Annotated in this window: 18 protein-coding genes and 1 pseudogene; 5 read left to right on the plus strand and 14 right to left on the minus strand. The window is 69.7% G+C overall.

Annotated features, from left to right (window positions below; genetic code table 11):
* Positions 1 to 74: 74 nt before the first annotated feature.
* Entirely contained in the window at positions 75 to 1,550 is a 1,476-nt protein-coding gene (locus RG19_RS06270) for an amino acid permease (protein ID WP_058834526.1), read from the minus strand.
* A gap of 164 nt (positions 1,551 to 1,714) precedes the next feature.
* Between RG19_RS06270 and RG19_RS06275 the strand changes: the two genes are divergently transcribed.
* Positions 1,715 to 2,272, plus strand: a complete 558-nt coding sequence (locus tag RG19_RS06275) for an NUDIX hydrolase (RefSeq protein ID WP_058834527.1) — start codon at positions 1,715 to 1,717, stop codon at positions 2,270 to 2,272.
* Between the two features lie 203 nt (positions 2,273 to 2,475).
* On the opposite strand, the gene phoU is transcribed toward RG19_RS06275, so the two are convergent.
* From phoU to RG19_RS06320, 9 genes are all read right to left on the minus strand, one after another.
* Positions 2,476 to 3,180 carry a phosphate signaling complex protein PhoU gene (phoU, locus tag RG19_RS06280; RefSeq protein ID WP_058834528.1) on the minus strand — a complete coding sequence of 235 codons (705 nt, stop codon included), beginning with the start codon at positions 3,178 to 3,180 and terminating at the stop codon, positions 2,476 to 2,478.
* A gap of 178 nt (positions 3,181 to 3,358) precedes the next feature.
* The gene (pstB, locus tag RG19_RS06285) at positions 3,359 to 4,189 is read right to left on the minus strand and encodes a phosphate ABC transporter ATP-binding protein PstB (RefSeq protein ID WP_058834529.1); all 831 of its coding nucleotides are present in this window, start codon (positions 4,187 to 4,189) and stop codon (positions 3,359 to 3,361) included.
* Between the two features lie 34 nt (positions 4,190 to 4,223).
* Positions 4,224 to 5,114 carry a phosphate ABC transporter permease PstA gene (gene pstA / locus RG19_RS06290; protein WP_058834530.1) on the minus strand — a complete coding sequence of 297 codons (891 nt, stop codon included), beginning with the start codon at positions 5,112 to 5,114 and terminating at the stop codon, positions 4,224 to 4,226.
* The gene (gene pstC / locus RG19_RS06295; RefSeq protein ID WP_058834531.1) at positions 5,114 to 6,088 is read right to left on the minus strand and encodes a phosphate ABC transporter permease subunit PstC; all 975 of its coding nucleotides are present in this window, start codon (positions 6,086 to 6,088) and stop codon (positions 5,114 to 5,116) included. The genes pstA and pstC overlap by 1 nt, the downstream gene beginning before the upstream one ends.
* Before the next feature lie 21 nt (positions 6,089 to 6,109).
* On the minus strand, positions 6,110 to 7,222 hold the full coding sequence (gene pstS / locus RG19_RS06300) for a phosphate ABC transporter substrate-binding protein PstS (protein ID WP_058834532.1): 1,113 nt from the start codon (positions 7,220 to 7,222) through the stop codon (positions 6,110 to 6,112).
* Positions 7,223 to 7,790: 568 nt separating this feature from the next.
* Positions 7,791 to 8,792, minus strand: a complete 1,002-nt coding sequence (gene pstS, locus RG19_RS06305) for a phosphate ABC transporter substrate-binding protein PstS (RefSeq protein WP_058836452.1) — start codon at positions 8,790 to 8,792, stop codon at positions 7,791 to 7,793.
* A gap of 234 nt (positions 8,793 to 9,026) precedes the next feature.
* Positions 9,027 to 10,037, minus strand: coding sequence for a restriction endonuclease (locus RG19_RS06310; protein ID WP_157515187.1), 1,011 nt, complete (start codon positions 10,035 to 10,037; stop codon positions 9,027 to 9,029).
* Positions 10,038 to 10,216: 179 nt separating this feature from the next.
* Positions 10,217 to 10,765 (minus strand): phasin family protein, encoded by a 549-nt coding sequence (locus tag RG19_RS06315; protein ID WP_058834534.1) that lies wholly within the window; start codon positions 10,763 to 10,765, stop codon positions 10,217 to 10,219.
* Between the two features lie 81 nt (positions 10,766 to 10,846).
* Positions 10,847 to 11,122 (minus strand): polyhydroxyalkanoic acid system family protein, encoded by a 276-nt coding sequence (locus RG19_RS06320; protein WP_058834535.1) that lies wholly within the window; start codon positions 11,120 to 11,122, stop codon positions 10,847 to 10,849.
* A gap of 82 nt (positions 11,123 to 11,204) precedes the next feature.
* On the opposite strand from RG19_RS06320, the gene RG19_RS06325 reads away from it, so the two are divergent.
* A complete protein-coding gene (locus RG19_RS06325; protein WP_058834536.1) occupies positions 11,205 to 12,011 on the plus strand; it encodes an FHA domain-containing protein in 807 nt (268 codons plus the stop codon).
* On the opposite strand, the pseudogene RG19_RS06330 reads toward RG19_RS06325, so the two are convergent.
* A pseudogene (locus RG19_RS06330) lies at positions 11,947 to 12,619 on the minus strand (protein-methionine-sulfoxide reductase heme-binding subunit MsrQ); the annotation flags it as partial. The gene RG19_RS06325 and the pseudogene RG19_RS06330 overlap by 65 nt on opposite strands.
* A gap of 56 nt (positions 12,620 to 12,675) precedes the next feature.
* Positions 12,676 to 13,662 (minus strand): protein-methionine-sulfoxide reductase catalytic subunit MsrP, encoded by a 987-nt coding sequence (msrP, locus tag RG19_RS06335; RefSeq protein WP_058834537.1) that lies wholly within the window; start codon positions 13,660 to 13,662, stop codon positions 12,676 to 12,678.
* 130 nt (positions 13,663 to 13,792) lie between these two features.
* Here msrP and serC point away from each other — a divergent pair, with 130 nt between their 5' ends.
* From serC to aroA, 3 genes are read left to right on the plus strand one after another with little or no spacing between them, the layout of a single operon-like run.
* Entirely contained in the window at positions 13,793 to 14,893 is a 1,101-nt protein-coding gene (serC, locus tag RG19_RS06340; RefSeq protein WP_058834538.1) for a 3-phosphoserine/phosphohydroxythreonine transaminase, read from the plus strand.
* A gap of 2 nt (positions 14,894 to 14,895) precedes the next feature.
* The gene (gene pheA / locus RG19_RS06345; RefSeq protein WP_058834539.1) at positions 14,896 to 16,161 is read left to right on the plus strand and encodes a prephenate dehydratase; all 1,266 of its coding nucleotides are present in this window, start codon (positions 14,896 to 14,898) and stop codon (positions 16,159 to 16,161) included.
* Entirely contained in the window at positions 16,158 to 17,465 is a 1,308-nt protein-coding gene (aroA, locus tag RG19_RS06350; protein ID WP_058834540.1) for a 3-phosphoshikimate 1-carboxyvinyltransferase, read from the plus strand. The genes pheA and aroA overlap by 4 nt, the downstream gene beginning before the upstream one ends.
* A gap of 115 nt (positions 17,466 to 17,580) precedes the next feature.
* On the opposite strand, the gene RG19_RS06355 is transcribed toward aroA, so the two are convergent.
* Together RG19_RS06355 and RG19_RS06360 are read right to left on the minus strand one after the other, a co-directional pair.
* The gene (locus RG19_RS06355) at positions 17,581 to 18,138 is read right to left on the minus strand and encodes a TonB family protein (protein WP_058834541.1); all 558 of its coding nucleotides are present in this window, start codon (positions 18,136 to 18,138) and stop codon (positions 17,581 to 17,583) included.
* A gap of 72 nt (positions 18,139 to 18,210) precedes the next feature.
* Positions 18,211 to 18,879, minus strand: a complete 669-nt coding sequence (locus RG19_RS06360) for an energy transducer TonB (RefSeq protein WP_058834542.1) — start codon at positions 18,877 to 18,879, stop codon at positions 18,211 to 18,213.
* Between the last annotated feature and the right edge of the window lie 91 nt (positions 18,880 to 18,970).

The raw sequence follows: 18,970 nt of genomic DNA on the forward strand, positions 1-18,970 counted from the left end.
ATGCGCCCCGGCGACTGCAGGGGGCGGGAATGCACACGGCCCGCGCGAGGCGGGCCGTGCGGGTGTGGGTCGCGTCAGCTGGCGGCCTTGTTGAGCTTGCTGTGGTGCCGGCCGTAGAAGAAGTAGATGCACATGCCCAGGATCGTCCAGGCGACGAACAGGTGCCAGTGCTCCACGAACGACTGGAAGAACAGGAACATGCAGGCCAGGAAGCCGAGCGGGCAGATGATCGTGGCCGCCGGCACCCGGAACGGGCGGTGCAGCTCGGGACGCGTGCGGCGCAGCACCAGCACGCCCAGGCACACCGTGGCGAAGGCGATCAGGGTGCCCATCGACACCAGCTCGCCGAGCACGCTCAGCGGCATCAGGCCGGCGAGCATGCAGGCCGCGACGCCGACGATGATCGTGCCCACGTACGGGGTCTGGTGTTTCGGATGCACCTTGCCGAACAGCTTCGGCAGCAGGCCGTCGCGCGACATGGTGAAGAAGATGCGCGGCTGCGCCATCAGCATCACCAGGATCACCGACGACAGGCCGGCGATGGCGCCGATCTCGACCGCGGTCCGCAGCCAGGCCAGGCTGGGATGCGCTTCCAGTGCGGTGACCACCGGCTGCGAGGTGCCCAGCAGGTTGTACGGCAGCAGGCCGGTCAGCACCGCGCAGACCGCGATGTAGATGATGGTGCAGATGGCCAGCGAGCCGAGGATGCCGATCGGCATGTCGCGCTGCGGGTTCTTGGCCTCGCCGGCGGCGGTGGAGACCGCGTCGAAGCCGATGTAGGCGAAGAACACGATGGTCGCCGCGCGGAACACGCCGTCCATGCCGAACTGGCCGGGGCCGGTGTTCTCGGGGATGAAGGGGGTCCAGTTGGCCGGGTCGATGTAGAACAGACCGAAGCCGAGGAAGGCGACGATGACCGCGGTCTTGATCGCCACCACGATGCCGTTGACGAACGCGGACTGGGTGATGCCGACGTAGCACAGCCCGCTGACCGCGGCGACGATCATCACCGCGGGCAGGTTGAAGATGTTGGCGGTGCGCACGAAGCCGCCGTTCTCCCAGGCGATCGGCGCTCCGGCCAGCTCGGCCGGGAACGGAATCCCGAGGGTGGTGGTCAGGAAACTGACGAAGTAGCCCGACCAGCCCACCGCCACCGTGGACGAGGCGAACAGGTACTCCAGGACCAGGCACCAGCCGATGAACCAGGCGATGAACTCGCCCAGGGTGGCGTACGAATACGAATAGGCGCTGCCCGACACCGGCAGCAGGGCCGAGAACTCCGCGTAGCACAGGCCGGCCAGGGCGCAGGCGAAGCCGGCCAGCACGAAGCTGAGCATGATCGCCGGACCGGCGTGGTTGGCGGCGGCCTGGCCGGTCAGCACGAAGATGCCGGCGCCGATGACCGCGCCCAGGCCCAGCAGCACCAGGTGCTTGGCGGTCAGGGTGCGCTTGAGTTGTGCTTCGCCATGAAGACTCCCTTCGACGGGTTCGCCCGCGTCCACGTGCGGTGCGGGTTGGACCGGTTTGACCCGGAAGAGGTCTTTGAGCATGTTGTTCCCCAACTGAAATCTTGCAGGCGAGGGCGGCTTCGAGCACGCCAGGCGGGTGCCGCACCCCGGGGCACGGCCGCCGTACCTTGCCAAAGCTGCACCGGGATCACAAGCGCGTGACGGCATGGATAATGATGCGTCGCAGCGCAAACACCCGGGGACCCATGTCGTACCGCCGCCCAGAGATCGCCGCCCTCTTCGTCGATTACCTCGAACGGTGGCCCGACGAGGCGGACACCGTCCACGCATTCATCGCGCTGGCCGACGATGCCGCCGATCCGTTCGTCCGCGCGCGCACGGCGGGGCATTTCACCGCGTCGGCGTGGCTTGTGAGTGGGGACGGGCAACGGGCGCTGCTGATGCATCACCGGAAACTCGATCGGTGGCTGCAGCCCGGCGGCCATGCCGATGGCGATCCCGACCTGGCCGCGGGCGCGCGGCGCGAGGCCGAAGAGGAGACCGGTCTGGCCGGACTGCGAGTCGACCCGGTGCCGTTCGATCTCGACCGGCATTGGATCCCGGATCACGGCGACGTGCCCGGGCATTGGCATTACGACGTCCGCTACGTCGTGCACGCGGGCGCCGACGAGCGCTTCGTCGGCAACATCGAATCGAAGGCGTTGGCCTGGCGCGGCGTGGACACCCTGGCGCTCGACCCGGCCCTGGATGCTTCGCTGCGACGCATGGCGCGCAAGTGGCTGGCCCGCCGCACCGGCGGTTGAGGGCGGCGCTGCGGCGGCTTCGGCGAAGCGCAGGGGAGGCCGCCGGCCATCGTGTCGTGCCGTCGCCGGCCCGGGTGCCGGGAAGCGGGGTCACCAAAGGGGACGGTGGTGTGTCGCGCGACCGCTCGCACAAGGTGGCTCGACGGAACCTCGGCCCCCCGCGATCGGAGGACCGCTCGCCGGGTGAGGCGGGCCTCGACGGATCAGGCGACCGTGTTGGTGTCGTCGCGCTTCTCGCGCGGCGGCAGGCTGTCTTCGCCGTGCACCAGGAACCAGATGTTCTCGGCGATGTTGGTCGCGTGGTCGCCGATGCGCTCGATGTTCTTGGCGATGAACAGCAGATGGGTGCACGGGGTGATCGCGCGCGCGTCCTCCATCATGTAGGTCAGCAGTTCGCGGAACAGGCCGGTGTAGAGCGCGTCGAGCTCGGCGTCCGCCTCGCGTACGCGCTGCGCGGCCTCGGCATCGTTGTCGCGGTAGGCCGCCAGCACCGCACGCAGCTGGCGTGCGGCGATCTCGCCGAGTACGGCCAGACCGCGGGTCAGCGGCAGCGGCGGTGCCTGATTGAGCGCGACCGAGCGCTTGGCGGCGTTGGCGGCGTAGTCGCCGATGCGTTCGATGTCCGACGACACGCGGAGCGCGGCGAGGATCTCGCGCAGGTCGCGCGCCATCGGGCCACGCAGGGCGAGGGTCATGACATCGTGGCTGATGCTCTTTTCCAGCGTGTCGATGGCGTCGTCGTTGGCGACGATGCGCGCGGCGGCGTTGTCGTCCCTGCGTTCGATCACGTCGAGTGCGGCTTCCAGCTGCGCGGCCGCCATTTCGCCCATGCGCAGGATCTCACCCAGCAGCCGCTGGCGCTCTTCGTCGTAGCTCTTGACGATGTGGTCGTGGGGTTGGGTGGTCATCGGAATGTCCTGGGCACGTGTCGGTCGGGGTGCCGGTTGCGATGTGGGTCGACGGTTCGGTCGCGGTATCGTGGCGGCCGCCCATGGCGGGGCCTCGTGGGCTCCGGAACGTCCGGCCCGGCCATCCATGGCCGGGCGTTCGGCAGGCCGCGCGGGAGTGCCGCGCAAGCGGCCTGCCTCACCCGAACCGCCCGGTGATGTAGTCCTCGGTCTGCTGCTTCGAGGGGTTGGAGAAGATCGTCTGGGTGGTGTCGTGCTCGATGAGGTCGCCCAGGTACATGAAGGCGGTGAAGTCGGACACGCGCGCGGCCTGCTGCATGTTGTGGGTGACGATCACGATGGTGTAGTCGCGCTTGAGCTCTTCGACCAGCTGCTCGATGCGGCTGGTGGAGATCGGGTCGAGCGCGGAGGTCGGTTCGTCGAGCAGCAGCACGTCCGGGCGCAGGGCCACGGCGCGCGCGATGCACAGGCGCTGCTGCTGGCCGCCGGACAGACCGAGCGCGTTCTGCCCCAGCTTGTCCTTCACCTCATCCCACAACGCGGCCTGGCGCAGGGCCAGTTCCACCCGCTCGGCCATCTGCTTCTTGGACAGCTTCTCGTGGTGACGGATGGCGTAGGCGACGTTCTCGTAGATCGTCATCGGGAACGGCACCGGCTTCTGGAAGACCATGCCGACCTTGCTGCGCAAGCGGTTGAGCGGGTACTTCGGCGACAGCACGTTCTCGCCGTCCAGCAGCACCTCGCCGCTGGCCTGCATGCCGGGATACAGCGCGTAGATGCGGTTGAACACGCGCAGCAGGGTGGACTTGCCGCAGCCGGAGGGGCCGATCAGCGCGGTGACGCGCTTTTCCGGAATCTCCAGGTCGATGCCTTTCAGGGCGAGGAACTTGCCGTAGTGGAAGTCCAGCTTGCGCGCGGCGATCTTCACCGGCGCGGCCGGCAGCGCGTCGCGCGGCTGCGTCGCCACCTGGATCCGGTGATGCGACGAGGGGGTCTGGATGTCGTTCATGGACGGGTCCGTAGCGAAGAAGGTCATGGTGGGATCAGTCGTGCACGACGCGGTTGCGCAGCAGCAGCATCCGCGCCAGCAGGCTCACCACCAGCACGAACGTGGTCAGGACCAGCGCACCGGCCCAGGCCAGTTGCTGCCAGGATGCGTAGGGGCTACCGGCGTACTGGTACATCACCAGCGGCACGCTGGCCATCGGCCGCATGACGTCGCTGTTCCAGTACTGGTTGCCGAATGCGGTGAACAGCAGCGGTGCGGTCTCACCCGAGATTCGCGCAAGGGCCAACAGGATGCCGGTGACGATGCCGGCCATCGCGCTGCGGTAGAGCACCTGCACGATCACCTTCCACTGCGGGATTCCCAGCGACAGGGCCGCCTCGCGCATCTGCGTGGGCACCAGCCGCAGCATCTCGTCGGTGGTGCGCACCACCACCGGCAGCACGATGAAGGCCAGCGCGATCGCGCCCGCCAGTGCGGAGAAGCGGCCGCCGGTCTGCATCACGAAGAGGGTGTAGACGAACAGGCCCAGCACGATCGACGGCGCCGACAGCAGGATGTCGTTGACGAAGCGCACCACGGTGCCCGCCTTGCGGGCGTGGCCGTACTCGGCGAGCCAGGTGCCTGCGGCCACGCCCATCGGCGTGCCGATGGCGATCGCCAGACCGCACATCACCGCGCTGCCGAAAAAGGCGTTGAGCAGGCCGCCCTCGACCATGGGCGGGGGCGTCATCTGGGTGAACAGTTCCACGTTGATGCCGCCGATGGCGCGCACCACGAGGGTCCACAGGATCCAGCCGAGGAAGAACAGGCCGAAACCGGCGGTCAGGCACGACACGACGATCGCGACGACGTTGCGGAACCGGCGGCGTGCGTAGAGCGCGTCGGCGCCGGCGCCGGCGCGGTCGGCGGGGGCGGCAGCGGCCATCAGGTGCCCTCCTTGCGCGCGAGCCGCATGAGCATCAGCCGGGCGATCGCCAGCACCACGAAGGTGACCAGGAACAGCACGAAGCCGAGCAGCAGCAGCGCGGAGCGGTAGGTTTCGGTGGCTTCACCGAAGTCGTTGGCGATCAGCGCGGCGATGGTGGTGCCGGGATCGAGCAGGGACGGCGACAGGCGCACCGAATTGCCGATCACGAACGCGACCGCCATGGTCTCGCCCAGGGCGCGGCCCAGACCGAGGAACACGCCGCCGATGACCGCCGAGCGGGTGTAAGGCAGCACGATGTCCCAGCTGACTTCCCACTTGGTGGCGCCGAGCGCGTAGGCCGACTCCTTGAGTCGGGTCGGCACGGTCAGAAACACTTCGCGCATGACCGCCGAGACGAACGGGATCACCATGATCGCCAGCACGAAGCCGGCGGTGAGCATGCCGATGCCCAGCGGCGGGCCGCGGAACAGGACGCCCAGGCCGGGAATCGCGCCCAGGTAATCGTTGAGCCAGGGCGTCACGTACACGGTCATCACCGGCACCAGCACGAACAGTCCCCACATGCCGTAGATGATCGACGGGATACCGGCCAGCAGCTCGATCGCGGTACCGACCGGGCCGCGCATCCAGCGCGGCGCGACCTCGGTCAGGAAGAACGCGATGCCGAAGCTCACCGGCACCGCGATCAGCATCGCGATCAGGGCGGTGACGAGGGTGCCGTAGATCGGCACCAGCGCCCCGTACCGGTTCTCGACCGGATTCCAGTCGGCGGAGTAGAAGAAGCTCAACCCCTGGCTTGCGAGCACGTCCCGCCCGCCCCACAACATCGACAGCGCCGCGCTGGCCAGCGCGACCAGCACGAAGATCACGACACCGGTGAGTGCCCAGCGGAACAGGCGGTCGGCCCGCGCGTCGCGGACATCGCGTCCGCTCGGTGCAGGGGGCGTGTGGGGGAGAGAGGTCGCGTTCATGGCGATGCGCTCGTCGGGCCCTTACGGCTGGACCTGGAAACCGAGCTCGCGCTGCCAGTAGGCCTCGACCTGCTCGACCAGGGCCGGCGGCAGCGGCACGTAGTGCAGCTCGGAGGCCTGCGACTGGCCTTCTTCGAACGCCCACTTGAAGAACTCGAGCGTGGCCTGCGAACGGGCCGGATCGCGCGGCTGCTTGTGCATCAGCATGAAGTTGGTCGCGGTGATCGGCCAGGCGTTCTCGCCGGGGGCGTCGGTGATGACCAGGTTGAAGTCCTGCGCGTTCGCCCAGTCCGCGGTCTCTGCCGCGGCGGCGAAGCTGCTCTCGCTCGGCTCGACCCAGTTGCCGGCGGCATTGCGCAGCGAGGCGTACGGCATGTTGTTCTGCAGGGCGTAGGCAAGTTCCACGTAGCCGATCGAGCCGCGGATCTGCTGCACGTAGGACGCCACGCCTTCGTTGCCCTTGCCGCCGACGCCGCTGGCCCACTGGACGGTGGTGCCTTCGCCGACCTTGGTCTTCCAGTCCGGGCTCACCTTGGACAGATAGTTGGTGAAGTTGAAGGTGGTGCCCGAGCCGTCGGAGCGGTGGACGATGCTGATCTTGGCGTCGGGCAGGGCGGTGCCTTCGTTGAGCGCGGCGATCGCCGGGTCGTTCCAGTTGGCGATCTGGCCCATGAAGATGCCGGCCAGGGTGGGGCCGTCCAGACGCAGCTGACCGGGGCTCATGCCTTCCAGGTTGACCACCGGCACCACGCCGCCGATGGCGGACGGAAACTGGCCCAGGCCGTCGGCGGCCAGTTCGGCGCTGTCGAGCGGACGGTCGGAGGAGCCGAAATCGACCGTCGCCGCCTTGATCTGGGCGATGCCGCCGCCCGAGCCGATCGACTGGTAGTTGACGCGGTTGCCCGTGGCGGCGTTGTAGTCGGCCGACCACTTGGACACCAGCGGGAAGATGAAGGACGCGCCGGCACCGGAGATCTCCGCGGTGACGCGGCTGCCGGAGGCCGGAGCCGTTGCGCCGTCGGCGCCGGGGGCACCGGTGGCGGGCTGCGCGGCGTCGTCGGACGGCTGGCAGGCGGCGAGGCCGAAGGCGATCGACAGGGACAGGACGGCGAGGCGGGCCGAGGACGGGTTCATGCGCGCTCCAATGGACAACAGGCCGGACGAGGCCGGCGGACAGGCGTCATGAAATGATGTTTTTGTGACAGGGTGATGACATGGCGCCGGACAACGGGCTCTGTGGCCTGAATGCGTCGATTCGCTACGGTTCTGCGGCGTCGTCTGAGACCGGAATTGAAGGGCTCCGTGCTCGGGCAGGGCTTGGCGAGGTCTGGCAGGTCACACCAGCGAGGTTCGCTGCGGCGTACAGAACTGAAAACTTCTTTGTCCGGCTGCGGGGGCGGGGGCTGCCTGCGTTGGAGCACGTGGTTAGGGCTCTTCGCTTCTTCTCGTCGCGACCTGGCGGGCCCCGCCGGAACCGGCAGCCTCCTCGCGCGAATGTCCCCCGGCCACCGCCATGCGGCGGCGGCCTCCTCCTTGATTTCGCCGAGAAGGCCACCGGTCCCGGCGGGGCCCCTCAGGTCGCTACGCAAAAGAGCGAAGCGAGGCCTCTCGTAGCGTCCCGGCCCTTGTCTGGGAGAAATCCCAAAAAGAAGCGGGCCCGAAGGCCCGCAAGGGAGGCTGTGGGGAGAGAGCGTGGGAGGGATCAGTAGGGAAGCTGGGCGCTCCAGTGCGCCTCGATCTGCTGCACGAGGCTGGCCGGCAGCGGCACGTAGTCGAGCGCACGGGCCTGCTGGGCGCCGTTGGCGTAGATCCAGCGGAAGAACTCGCGGGCCTGGCGGGCGCCTTCGACGTCGCGGGGTTCCTTGCGCATCAGGATGAAGTTGGTCGCGGTGATCGGCCACGCGTCCTGGCCCGGCGCGTCGGTCATGATCAGGTAGAAATCGCGTGCGTTCGCCCAGTCGGCGCTGGCCGCCGCGGCCGCGAAGCTGGCATCGCTGGGCTGGATCCAGCGGCCGGCCGCATTGCGCATCTGGGTGTGCGAGAGGTTGTTCTGGATCGCGTAGGACAGCTCCACGTAGCCGATGCTGTTGCGGACCTGGCGCACGTAGGCGGACACGCCTTCGTTGCCGCGACCGCCGATGCCGGTCGGCCAGCGCACGGTGGTGCCTTCGCCCACCGAGGACTTCCACTCCGGACTGACCTTGGACAGATAGTTGGCGAAGTTGAAGGTGGTGCCCGAGCCGTCGGAGCGGTGGACGACCGTGATGCGCGCGGACGGCAAGGTCGCATTCGGGTTGAGCGCGGCGATCGCCGGATCGTTCCAGGTGGCGATCTCGCCCAGGAAGATGCGGGCCAGGGTCGCGCCGTCCAGGCGCAGCGCGCCCGGGGCGACGCCGGAGATGTTGACGATCGGCACCACGCCGCCGATGACCGAGGGAAACTGGACCAGCTTGTGCTGTGCCAGTTCTTCCGGGCGCAACGGCGCGTCGGAGGAACCGAAATCGACGGTGCCCGCGCGGATCTGGGCGATGCCGCCGCCGGAGCCGATGGACTGGTAGTTCACCTGGTGGCCCGTGGCCTGGCGGTAGTCGGCCGACCAGCGGGTCATCACCGGATAGATGAACGAGGCGCCGGCGCCGGTGAGCTCGGCGGCCGCGGCAGGCAGGGCGAGACAGGCGGCGAGGGCGACGCCCGCGAGCCGGATGAGGGTTTGGGTGGACACGGTGGACTCCTGGACTTCGGCGGACGATTCCGCTCGCCGCGCATTCCACCGCGGCCGCATGATCGGGCCATGGCAGCGGTGTGACGTTCAGGTGACATGCGGGAGTGGGCGACACCGGCGGTACCGGCGTGGTCGCCGTCACCGCTCGCCTGTCATGGCGACGTCACCCGTTCGTCGCCGAACGGTCTCGCCGTGCCATCCGTCCGTACGTGGCTGTCAGAACGTGCGGCACTGCCGGAACCGGACCGGCACGTCGCTGCCCGCAGGCAGGTTCAACTGGATGCGCGAGGTGGCGATGTCCGGATGGCGTTCGACCAGTGGACAGATGTGCTCGAACGCGTCGGCGTCCGTGCTCCGCAACTCGACCTGCAGCGTGGAGGCGCTCGTCCACTCGGCGCGCGCGACCATCGGCAGGTCCACGACATCGCGTACAGCGGCGTGGCGCTGGTCCGCAGGCGACAACGATGATGTGGTGGCCGGCGGAGGCGGGTCGGCCACCGCCGCTGCCGCCACCGGTTCCCCGTCCGCAGCGGGGGGGCTCCGGACAGGGAGCGTCTCGGGTGCGACAGGCTCCTGCGCGGATGCCCCGGCACTGGCGGTTGCGATGTCCGGAGTCGTCGCCGTTCCGGTGGGCGGCATCAGGCGCGTCAGGACGCCGTGGCTGCCGATACCCGCAAGCGCGGCCATCAGCCATGCGGCCACGATGCGTCTGCATGCACGCCGGGCCGCGGTCTTCCGGATCGAGGCCAGGGTGCTTTCAGGCAGGCGCGTCCGCGCCTCGGTCCACAGGGCGGACCCGTCCAGCAGTTCGATGCCCTGATCGCTTGCCGCATCGCGCGCATCCTCGACGATGCGTCCCTGGGTCGCCAGAACGCCTGCCCGGGTGCCGGCGAGCCGCATGTCGTTCGCAAGCTCGTTGACGGTGAGCTTGCCGATCAGGAAGGCACTGCCGTGTTTGCACCACAGGCTCAGCCGTTCGGAACCACGGACGAGCGTATGGCGGCCATCGTCGGCCGCGGTGTCGTTCTCGGTCCGGAGGAACCCGCGGTGCGCCATCACATCCAGCATGAGGCGGGTGAACTCCCGCCAAGACATCGTCGCCAGTGTTCTCAGGCCGGCGGTGGTCTCGTCTCGCGGTCTCGATACCCAGAGGGCATAGGCGGTGCCTCCGCCCCCGACCACCCCCGACACCACCATGGCGACGCCCACCTGCACGACTGCACTCACAACGGCCCCTGTTGACTACTCACTGCGACAACGCACTGCATCCGGCAACGCACCGGCGATCAGCGCGGGAGGATAGTGGCAACGGCATGCGGGGTTAAGCCGGCCGCCCATTCGGGACAGCCGGTCTTCAGCCGGGAATGAGTCCGACGCTGCGGTCAGCGGGACGCGGGCGTAACCGATCAGATCGAGGTATCGGATCCGCCGCCGGTGGCGCTGGCCGCCGGCGTCGACGCGGGTGTCGGCGTCGGTCTGCTGGCCTTCTTGCGCGGCGCGGCGGCAGTGCGTGCCGGCTTGCTCGCGCGCTCCTGTGCATGCAGCTGCGCATTCAAGGCGTCGATACGGGCGCTCAGGGCGGCGATATCGTGGCGGGTCGGAACGCCGAGCCGGGTCAGCGTGCGCTGGAAACGCTCGTCGAATGCGTGCTCGACCCGATCCCAGGCGGCGGTCGCCTGTTCGCGGGTGTGGTCGACGGTGGCCTCGACCTCGTCGCGGAACTCCTCCGCCGTCGCCTCGGCCTGGGCGCGCGCGTTCCGGTCGAGCTGGGCACCCTCACGGGCCAGGGTATCGAACAGACGCGAGCCTTCCTCCTGGGCGCGGCTCAGTGCGCCGAGCCCCGCCAGCCAGATGCGTTGCGCGGAATCGCCCAGGCTGCGGGCGGGCGCGTCCGGATCGGCCGGCGGCGGCGTGTGCGGCGGGCGCGGTGTCTTCGGCTTCTTGTAGGTCGCCATGGGGAGCTCCTGTCGAAGGATGCCCCGATGCTGTCGCAGCGGACATGATCGCTGCGTCGAGGGCGTCGCCCGGCGCCGGGTTCAGCCCAGGCGCTCGGTGAGCACGCGCCGGATTTCGGCCTCGATCGGGCCGCGCATGGCCGACAACAGAAAACCGAGTTTGGCGGTGACCCGGACATCGTCGGCACCGACCGCGATCGCCCCGTCGACGCCGGAGCGGTTGAAGCTGAGGACATCGCCGTTCCAGGCATGGGCGACGTCGAACTTCTCGGCCAGCTTGGTGGCGACGTCCTCGATCGCGGCGCGTGCCTGGGGCAGCGGAAGGGCGTGCGGATGACGGATATCGATGTCGGACATGGGAAGGCTCCAGCGGCGGAGGCCTATTGTGGGCGTCTCCGGCGCCGGCTCCAAGCGTGGCGGCGTGCTAGATTCGCCGCGCATGGAAATCCTCAGATTGCGCTTCGTCGGCAGCGAGCAGCCCGACCTGCCGCTCGACGCCGGCATGCACGACCTCGGCCGGCTGCCGCAGGGCGGTATTGGACGGGTGGAGGGCGACCATCAGGTGCTGGCCCGGTTGTGCGTGGACGGGCGCGGCGTCTGGCTCAACGCCGATGCCGGTGACCGGCGCGTCCACGTCAACGGCCGCGCGGTGCGCCGGCTGGCCATGCTGCGGCGTGGCGACACCCTGCATCTGGACGGCGTCGAACTGCGCCTGCTCGCCGACCGTCCGGTCCGCGCACCCGACGATCCGGCGACCGACGTCGCGGAGGGCGCCAGCGCCAGCCCGCACGCGGTTCTGCGCGGCATCGGCGGCCGTCATCATGGGCGTTGCTTCACGCTCGACCGGGCACGCGTGGTCGGCAGCGTCGCCGAAGCCGATGTGCGGATCGACGACCCGGCGTTCGCCGAGCGCCACGCGCGGATCGAGCCGGTCGAGGGCCGCCTGGTGTTGCGCGATCTCGGATCGGCCGACGGCAGCGTGGTCAACGGCGAGCCGGTGCGTGATGCGGTGCTCGAGCCCGGCGACCAGATCGTGTTCGACGCCTACCACCGCTTCGTCGTCGAGGCCCCGGGTCCGGGCCGCGCCGGCGCCCGGCGCGGTGGCGACCAGGACGAGATGCCGATGCCGGCGTTCGACGACGTCGAGACGCCGCCCCGACGCGCGTGGCCGCTGCCGTGGTTGTTGCTGGCGGCGTTGCTGATCGCCGGCCTGTTGAGTCTGCTGCTGCTCTACGGCGCGCCCTGAGGGCGGCGTGGGTCGGCCGCTGGGCGGAACTTCCGCCACAGCCGCCAGCCCAGCAGCGTGGCCAGGATCGCTGCGTACAGCGCGGGCTCGCGGATGTCGGATTTCACCACCCACCAGAAGTGGAGAACCGCCAGCGCGGCGATCGGATAGATCAACCGGTGCAGCGGCTGCCAGCGCCGGCCCAGGCGCCGCATCCAGCCTCGTGTGGACGTGGCCGCCAGCGGGACCAGCAGCAGCCAGGCCAGGAAGCCGACGGTGATGAAGGGGCGGCGCACGATCTCGGTCGTCACGCTCGACCAGTCCCAGCGGAGGTCCAGCCACAGCCAGGCGGCGAAGTGCAGGCTGGCATAGGCGAAGGCGTACAGGCCCAACAGGCGCCGGAACCGCACCAGCACGGCCTGCCCGGTGAGCTGCCGTAGCGGCGTGACGGCGAGGGTGATCAGCAGAAAGCGCAGCGCCCAGAGGCCGAGGGTGTGCTCGATGAGGGCGACGGGGTCCGGGCCGAGGGCGTCGATGTCGGCGCCGCTCTGGACCTGCCACGCGCCGTGCAGCAGCAGGACCAGCGGCAGCAGCGCCAGGAGATGGATCGCGGCCTTGGTCGGCGGCAGCCAGACGGGCGTGTTCGGACGCGGGCGGGGTCGGGAGGCGATGGCTGCGCTCCCGGTCAGTACCAGCGCCGCAGGTCCATGCCTGCGTACATGGAGGCGACCTGTTCGCCATAGCCGTTGAAGGGCTGGGTGTCGATACGGTTGGCCAGCAGGCGTCCTTCGTTCCCGGCGATCCGGCGCTCGCTCGCCTGGCTCCAGCGGGGGTGATCCACGGCCGGATTGACGTTGGCGAAGAAGCCGTACTCGCGCGGCTGCAGATCGTTCCAGGCGGTGGACGGCATGCGTTCGGTGAAACGGATCTCGACGATCGACTTGATGCTCTTGAAGCCGTACTTCCACGGCACCAGCAGGCGCAGCGGGGCACCGTTCTGCTGCGGCAGGGCCTTGCCGTACAGACCGGTCGCCAACAGCGTCAACGGGTGCATGGCCTCGTCGATGCGCAGCCCCTCACGGTAGGGCCAATCGATGGAGCGATAGCGCAGGCCGGGCATCTGGGCGCGGTCGGCCAAGGTGGTGAAGGCCACGAACTTGGCGTTCGCCGTGGGTTCGAAGCGCTGGAGGATCTGCCCCAGCGGCACACCCAGCCAGGGGATCACCATCGACCAGCCTTCCACGCAGCGCAGACGGTACACACGCTCTTCGGGCAGGAAGCCGGCCAGCAACTCGTCGAACGACACCCGCCCCGGTTTGTTGCATTCGCCGGAGATTTCGACCTCCCACGGCGACGTCCGCAGGGTTTTCGCGGCGCGCGAGGGGTCGGCCTTGCCGGTGCCGAACTCGTAGAAATTGTTGTAGCCGGTGGCGTCGGCCTCGCGGGTGAGCGTTTCGTCGGTCGAGAAGCCCGCCTCCACCTGCTCGCGCGAGGGCGATTGCCGCGTGGGCGGCGGCGGCGGCTCCGCAGCGGCGCAGCCGGCCAGCCCGAGCGCGGGCAGGGCACCGAGCGACGCCAGCAGGCGCCGTCGGCTGCGCCAGACCGTCTCGTCGGTGATCTCGGAGGCGCGGACGCGCAGGGCGTCGCGGAGGGAACGGTCGTGTCGGGGCATGGCGTTGCCTCCTGGAGGAGGTGGAAGGGGCTTGCCGGATAGACGTGCCGGAGGGCGTAAAAGTTGCAGGGAGGCGACGGGCTGTTGCGCTGCGGCATACTAGAGCGCTTCCTGTTGCCTGGACGTCACGATGTCGCGCGCCTACAACTTCAGCCCGGGTCCCGCCGCATTGCCCGAGGACGTCCTGCGCCGGGCGCAGGCGGACATGCTGGAGTACGTGGGGCCGGGGCAGGCCGCCGCGGGCGCGTCGATCGTCGAGCTGAGCCATCGCGGCCCCGAGTTTCTCGACGTCGCCCAACGCGCCGAGGTCGATCTGCGCGCGTTGATCGGCATCCCCGATGCGTACGCCGTGCTGTTCCTGGCCGGCGGCGCGACGACCCAGCAGGCCCTGATCGCACTGAACTTCGCGGCGATGGGCCAGCCCGCCGACTATGTGCTCACCGGGCATTGGGGCCACACCGCGATCAAGCAGGCGCGTCCCTACGTGGATGTGCGGATCGCCGCCAGCAGCGAAGCGGAGGGCTTCAAGGCGATTCCCGACCGCGCGGACTGGCGTCTGTCCGCCGACGCCGCCTACGTGCACATCACCGCCAACGAGACCATCCACGGGGTCGAGTTCCGCGACACGCCGGAGACCGGCGACGTGCCGCTGTTCGCCGATTTCAGCTCGTCCATCGCCTCCGAGCCGCTCGACGTGGGTCGCTACGGCCTGATCTACGCCGGGGCGCAGAAGAATCTCGGGCCGGTCGGGATCACGGTGGTGATCGTCCGCCGCGACCTGCTCGAACGCAGCGGGCAGCCGCGCGCCGGGATCTTCGATTACCGCGCCCATCTCGCGGCGGACTCCATGCTCAACACGCCGCCGAGCTGGAACTGGTATCTGCTGGGATTGACGGTGAAGTGGATGCGCGACGAGGGCGGCGTCGAGGTGTTCGCCGAGCGCAGCCGGGCCAAGGCGCGGTTGCTGTACGACACCATCGACGGCTCGGACGGGTTCTACCGCAACGACGTGGACGTGGCCGCCCGGTCGCGAATGAACATCCCGTTCTTCCTGCACGACGCGCGCCTCGACGCCGAGTTCCTGGCCGGTGCGCGCGAAGCCGGCCTGATCGGTCTGAAGGGGCATCGCGTGCTGGGCGGCATGCGCGCGTCGATCTACAACGCGATGCCGGTGGCCGGGGTCGAGGCCCTGACCGCCTACATGCGCGATTTCCAGCAACATCGGAGCTGATCATGAGCGACAAGAAGAAAGCACCGGCCGCGGCCCGCGGATCGAACCGCACGTCGGCTCCGGATCGCGCGACCGGTGGCGCAGGCAAGCGGGATGCCGGGGCGTCGAAGGCGGCAACCGCGAAGAAAACGGTCGCGAAAAAGGCAGCCGGCGCGCCGCCGCGCCCGCTCCAGAGCAGCGGTGGCGCGGGCAAGCCCGATCTCGCCGAGGTGCGCGCGCGCATCGACGGCATCGATCACCGTATCCAGACCCTGATCGCCGAACGGGCCGACTGGGCGCATCAGGTGGGCCGGGCCAAGGGGAAACTGGCCGCGGCGGTGGACTATTACCGCCCCGAGCGCGAGGCGCAGGTGCTGCGCCGCGTGGTGGACCGCAACGACGGTCCGTTGTCGGACGAGGTGCTGGTGCGCCTGTTCCGGGAAATCATGTCGGCCTGCCTGGCCCAGCAGGAACCGTTGAAGATCGGCTTCCTCGGCCCGGAGGGCACGTTCTCGCAGCAGGCCGTGCACAAGCACTTCGGGCATTCCGCGCGCGGCCTTCCGTTGTCGAGCGTAGAGGAGGTGTTCGACGAGGTCGCCGACGGCACCGCGGATTTCGGCGTGGTGCCGGTGGAGAATTCGGGGCAGGGCACGATCCAGTCCACACTCGATCTGTTCCTGACCTCGCCGCTGATGATCTGTGGCGAGGTGGAGTTGCGGGTGCACCAGTACCTGCTGTCGCGGACCGGCCGCCTGGAAGACATCGAGCGGGTCTATTCGCACGGGTTGTCGCTGGGCCAGTGCCGGAACTGGCTGCGCCAGCATCTGCCGCGGGCCGAGAAGCAGGCCGTGGTCAGCAATGCGGAAGGGGTGCGCCGTGCGCGCAGCGCCGACGATGCCGCCGCCATCGCCGGCGAGAACGCCGCGCACGTGTACGGCATGAAGGTGGTGGCCGGCCCGATCGAGGATCGCGACGACAACACCACCCGCTTCCTGGTGATCGGTCGTGCGGCATTCCCGCCCTCGGGCAACGATCGCACGTCGTTGCTGGTGTTCATCCGCGACCAGCCGGGCGCCCTCTACAAGATCCTGGAGCCGTTGGCCCGCATGGGCATCAGCATGAACCGCATCGAATCGCGTCCCGCGCACGGCGGGTTGTGGCAGTACGCGTTCTTCATCGACGTGACCGGGCATGTGGACGAATCCCCGTTGCGCGACGCGCTGGGAGAGATCGACGACTTCGCAGGCGAAGTACGCGTGTTGGGCTCCTATCCGGTGGCCGTGCCATGAGCGGCGGCGACCTGCACTGGACCGCGCGGACCGGCGCGGCGCTGCGCGGTACGTTGTCGGTGCCGGGGGACAAGTCCGTTTCCCATCGCGCGATCATGTTCGCCGCGCTCGCCGAGGGCGTCTCGCGGATCGAGGGCTTCCTGGAAGGCGAAGACGCGCGCGCGACCGAAGCGGTGTTCCGGCGCCTGGGCGTGTCCATCGACGCGCCCGGCCCCGGGCGGCGCGTGGTGCATGGCGTCGGCCTGCACGGGCTGCGCGGCGTGGACGGGCCGCTCGACTGCGGCAATGCCGGGACCGCGATGCGGTTGTTGGCGGGCCTGTTCGCCGGGCAGGCGTTCGATACGACGCTGGTGGGCGATGTGTCGCTGTCGAAGCGACCGATGCGGCGGGTGACGGAGCCGCTGGCGCGGATGGGTGCGCGTATCGACACCGGCGAGGGCGGTCTGCCGCCGCTGCATATCCACGGCGGCACACCGCTGAAGGGCATCGAGTTCGAGACCCCGGTCGCCAGCGCCCAGGTGAAATCGGCGCTGCTGCTGGCGGGGCTGTACGCGCAGGGCACGACCACGGTGCACGAGGCGCAGCCCACGCGCGACTACACCGAGCGGATGCTGGCCGCGTTCGGCTGGCCGATCGATTTCGCACCGGGGCACGCGCGCCTGGAAGGCGGACACCGCCTGCAGGCGATGAACGTGATCGTCCCGGCCGACTTCTCGTCCGCCGCGTTCTTCATCGTCGCCGCAACCCTGATTCCGGGCTCCGAACTGCGCCTGCGGCGGGTCGGCATGAACCCGCGACGGGTCGGACTGCTGCATGTGCTGCGGTTGATGGGCGCGGACATCCACGCGGAGTCGGCGGACGAGCAGGGCGGCGAACCGGTCGCCGACCTCGTCGTGCGCCATGCGCCGCTGCGCGGGATCGAGGTGCCGGAGGAACACGTCGCCGACATGATCGACGAGTTCCCGGTCCTGTTCGTGGCGGCGGCGTGCGCGGAAGGCGCGACCGTGGTACGCGGCGCCTCGGAGCTGCGTGTGAAGGAGTCCGACCGCATCGGCACGGTGGCTGCGGGCCTGCGGGCGCTGGGCATTCGCGTCGACGAGACGCCGGATGGCGCCACGGTCCACGGCGGCGCGCCGGGTGGCGGGCGCATCGACAGCCACGGCGATCATCGGGTGGCGATGGCGTTCGCGGTCGCGGGGCAGATGGCCTCGGCGCCGGTGCGGATCGACGACATCGCCAATGTGGCGACGTCGTTCCCCGGTTTCGACGCGATGGCGCGCGAGGTCGGCTTCGGGCTGGACTGACGCGTTCGGCGATCGGGTGTTCAGACGCATACGGCCCCGCGAACGGGGCCGTATGCGTTGCGCTGGAGGTCTGTCCGGAAGGTCCCCGGCGCAACGCTGCCGGAGACGAGGGTCGTCAGTGCGTCGCGCTTTCGCTCAGGCGGAAATCGACCGGTACGTTCACCATCGACTCGATCGGCTGGCCGTCGCGCATGGCCGGGTTGAAGCGGGCACTGCGCACCGCGTCGCGCGCGGCCCGGTCGAGCTCGCGCGAGCGGCTCGAGTTGACGATCTCGATATCGCTGGCCTGGCCCTGCGCGTCGACGTGCACTTGCAGCAGCACCGAACCTTCCTGGCGCGCGCGCAGTGCCGCGGGCGGGTAGTCGGGCTGGATCGGCGCCAGCGGGGACGCATCGCGGGTGATCCCGGCGCTGGGCCGGGGCGCGGCGGGCGCGCGTTCGCTGGCCGGCGGGGGGGCGGTGCCGTCGCCGATGTCTGGCGTCGTGCCGATCGGGGTCGGCGGCACGTCCGGCGCCTGCGTCGGGCCGCGCTGACTGAAGAAGTACCAGCCCAAGGCCATCACGGCGATCAGGATCAGCAGCCAGACCAGCGTGCCCGAGCTCTTGCGCGGCGGCGCATCCTGCGGCGGCTCGTCGCCGGGCGGTGGCGGCGTCTGAGGGCGAGGATCGTTCATGCGAAACCCCTGTTCAGGTTAGGGGCGTCGAGCGTTCCACAGCGGATGTGGGCGCGGCGTCACGATGGCGTCTCAACCGCCGTCGCGCATGAAATCCACCGGAACCTGCACGTCGCCCGGCACCGGGCGGCCGGCCCGGAGGGCCGGTTCGAACCGCCAGCGCTCGACAGCCCGGACAGCGGCGCGGTCGAGTGCCGGGTAGCCGCTGCTACGCAGCACCTGGACCGTATGCGGCAGGCCATCGACGCCGACCTGTGCCGAGACGAGGACTTGCCCGGTCTCGCCGCGGCGCATGGCGCTGCGGGGATAGCCGGGTGGCGGCATATGCGTCGCGACCGGTGCGCGTTCCGGACCTGCGGCATCGGTCGCAGGCTGTTCTGGCGCCGGGGAATCGAAGGCGGGCACGTCCACGGTCGGGAAGGGTGCGTCGGCCGCTGGCAACGCATCGTCCGGCGCGGGGCCGTACAGGCCGGGCGCCAGCGACGCATCGCCGGAGCCCGCAGGCGTCGCCGGCGCGGACAGGGGCTGCGCCGGTTGCGGCGCCGGCAACGCCGGCACCTCCGGCGATTGCGAAGGATCGCGCGCGGGCAGGGCGAGCGTGTCTTCCGGCAACGACGGCGTGCGATCGCCCACCATCAGTGCGGTGAACAACAGCAGGCCGGCCACGAAGGCGATGCCGGTCGCGATGGCGACGCGCCAGGGGAACGGCAGTCGGGTCAGGCGGCGGAGCGTGGCGTTCATCCGGGCGGGCGCTTGGGGTCGCCGGCATTCTTGCACAGCCGCGGATGCGGTCGGCGCCCACGCGGGCGATAATCGTGAACCTTTCCGTACT

The sequence above is a fragment of the Luteimonas abyssi genome, assembly GCF_001482195.1.
GTDB classification, from domain to species: domain Bacteria; phylum Pseudomonadota; class Gammaproteobacteria; order Xanthomonadales; family Xanthomonadaceae; genus Luteimonas; species Luteimonas abyssi.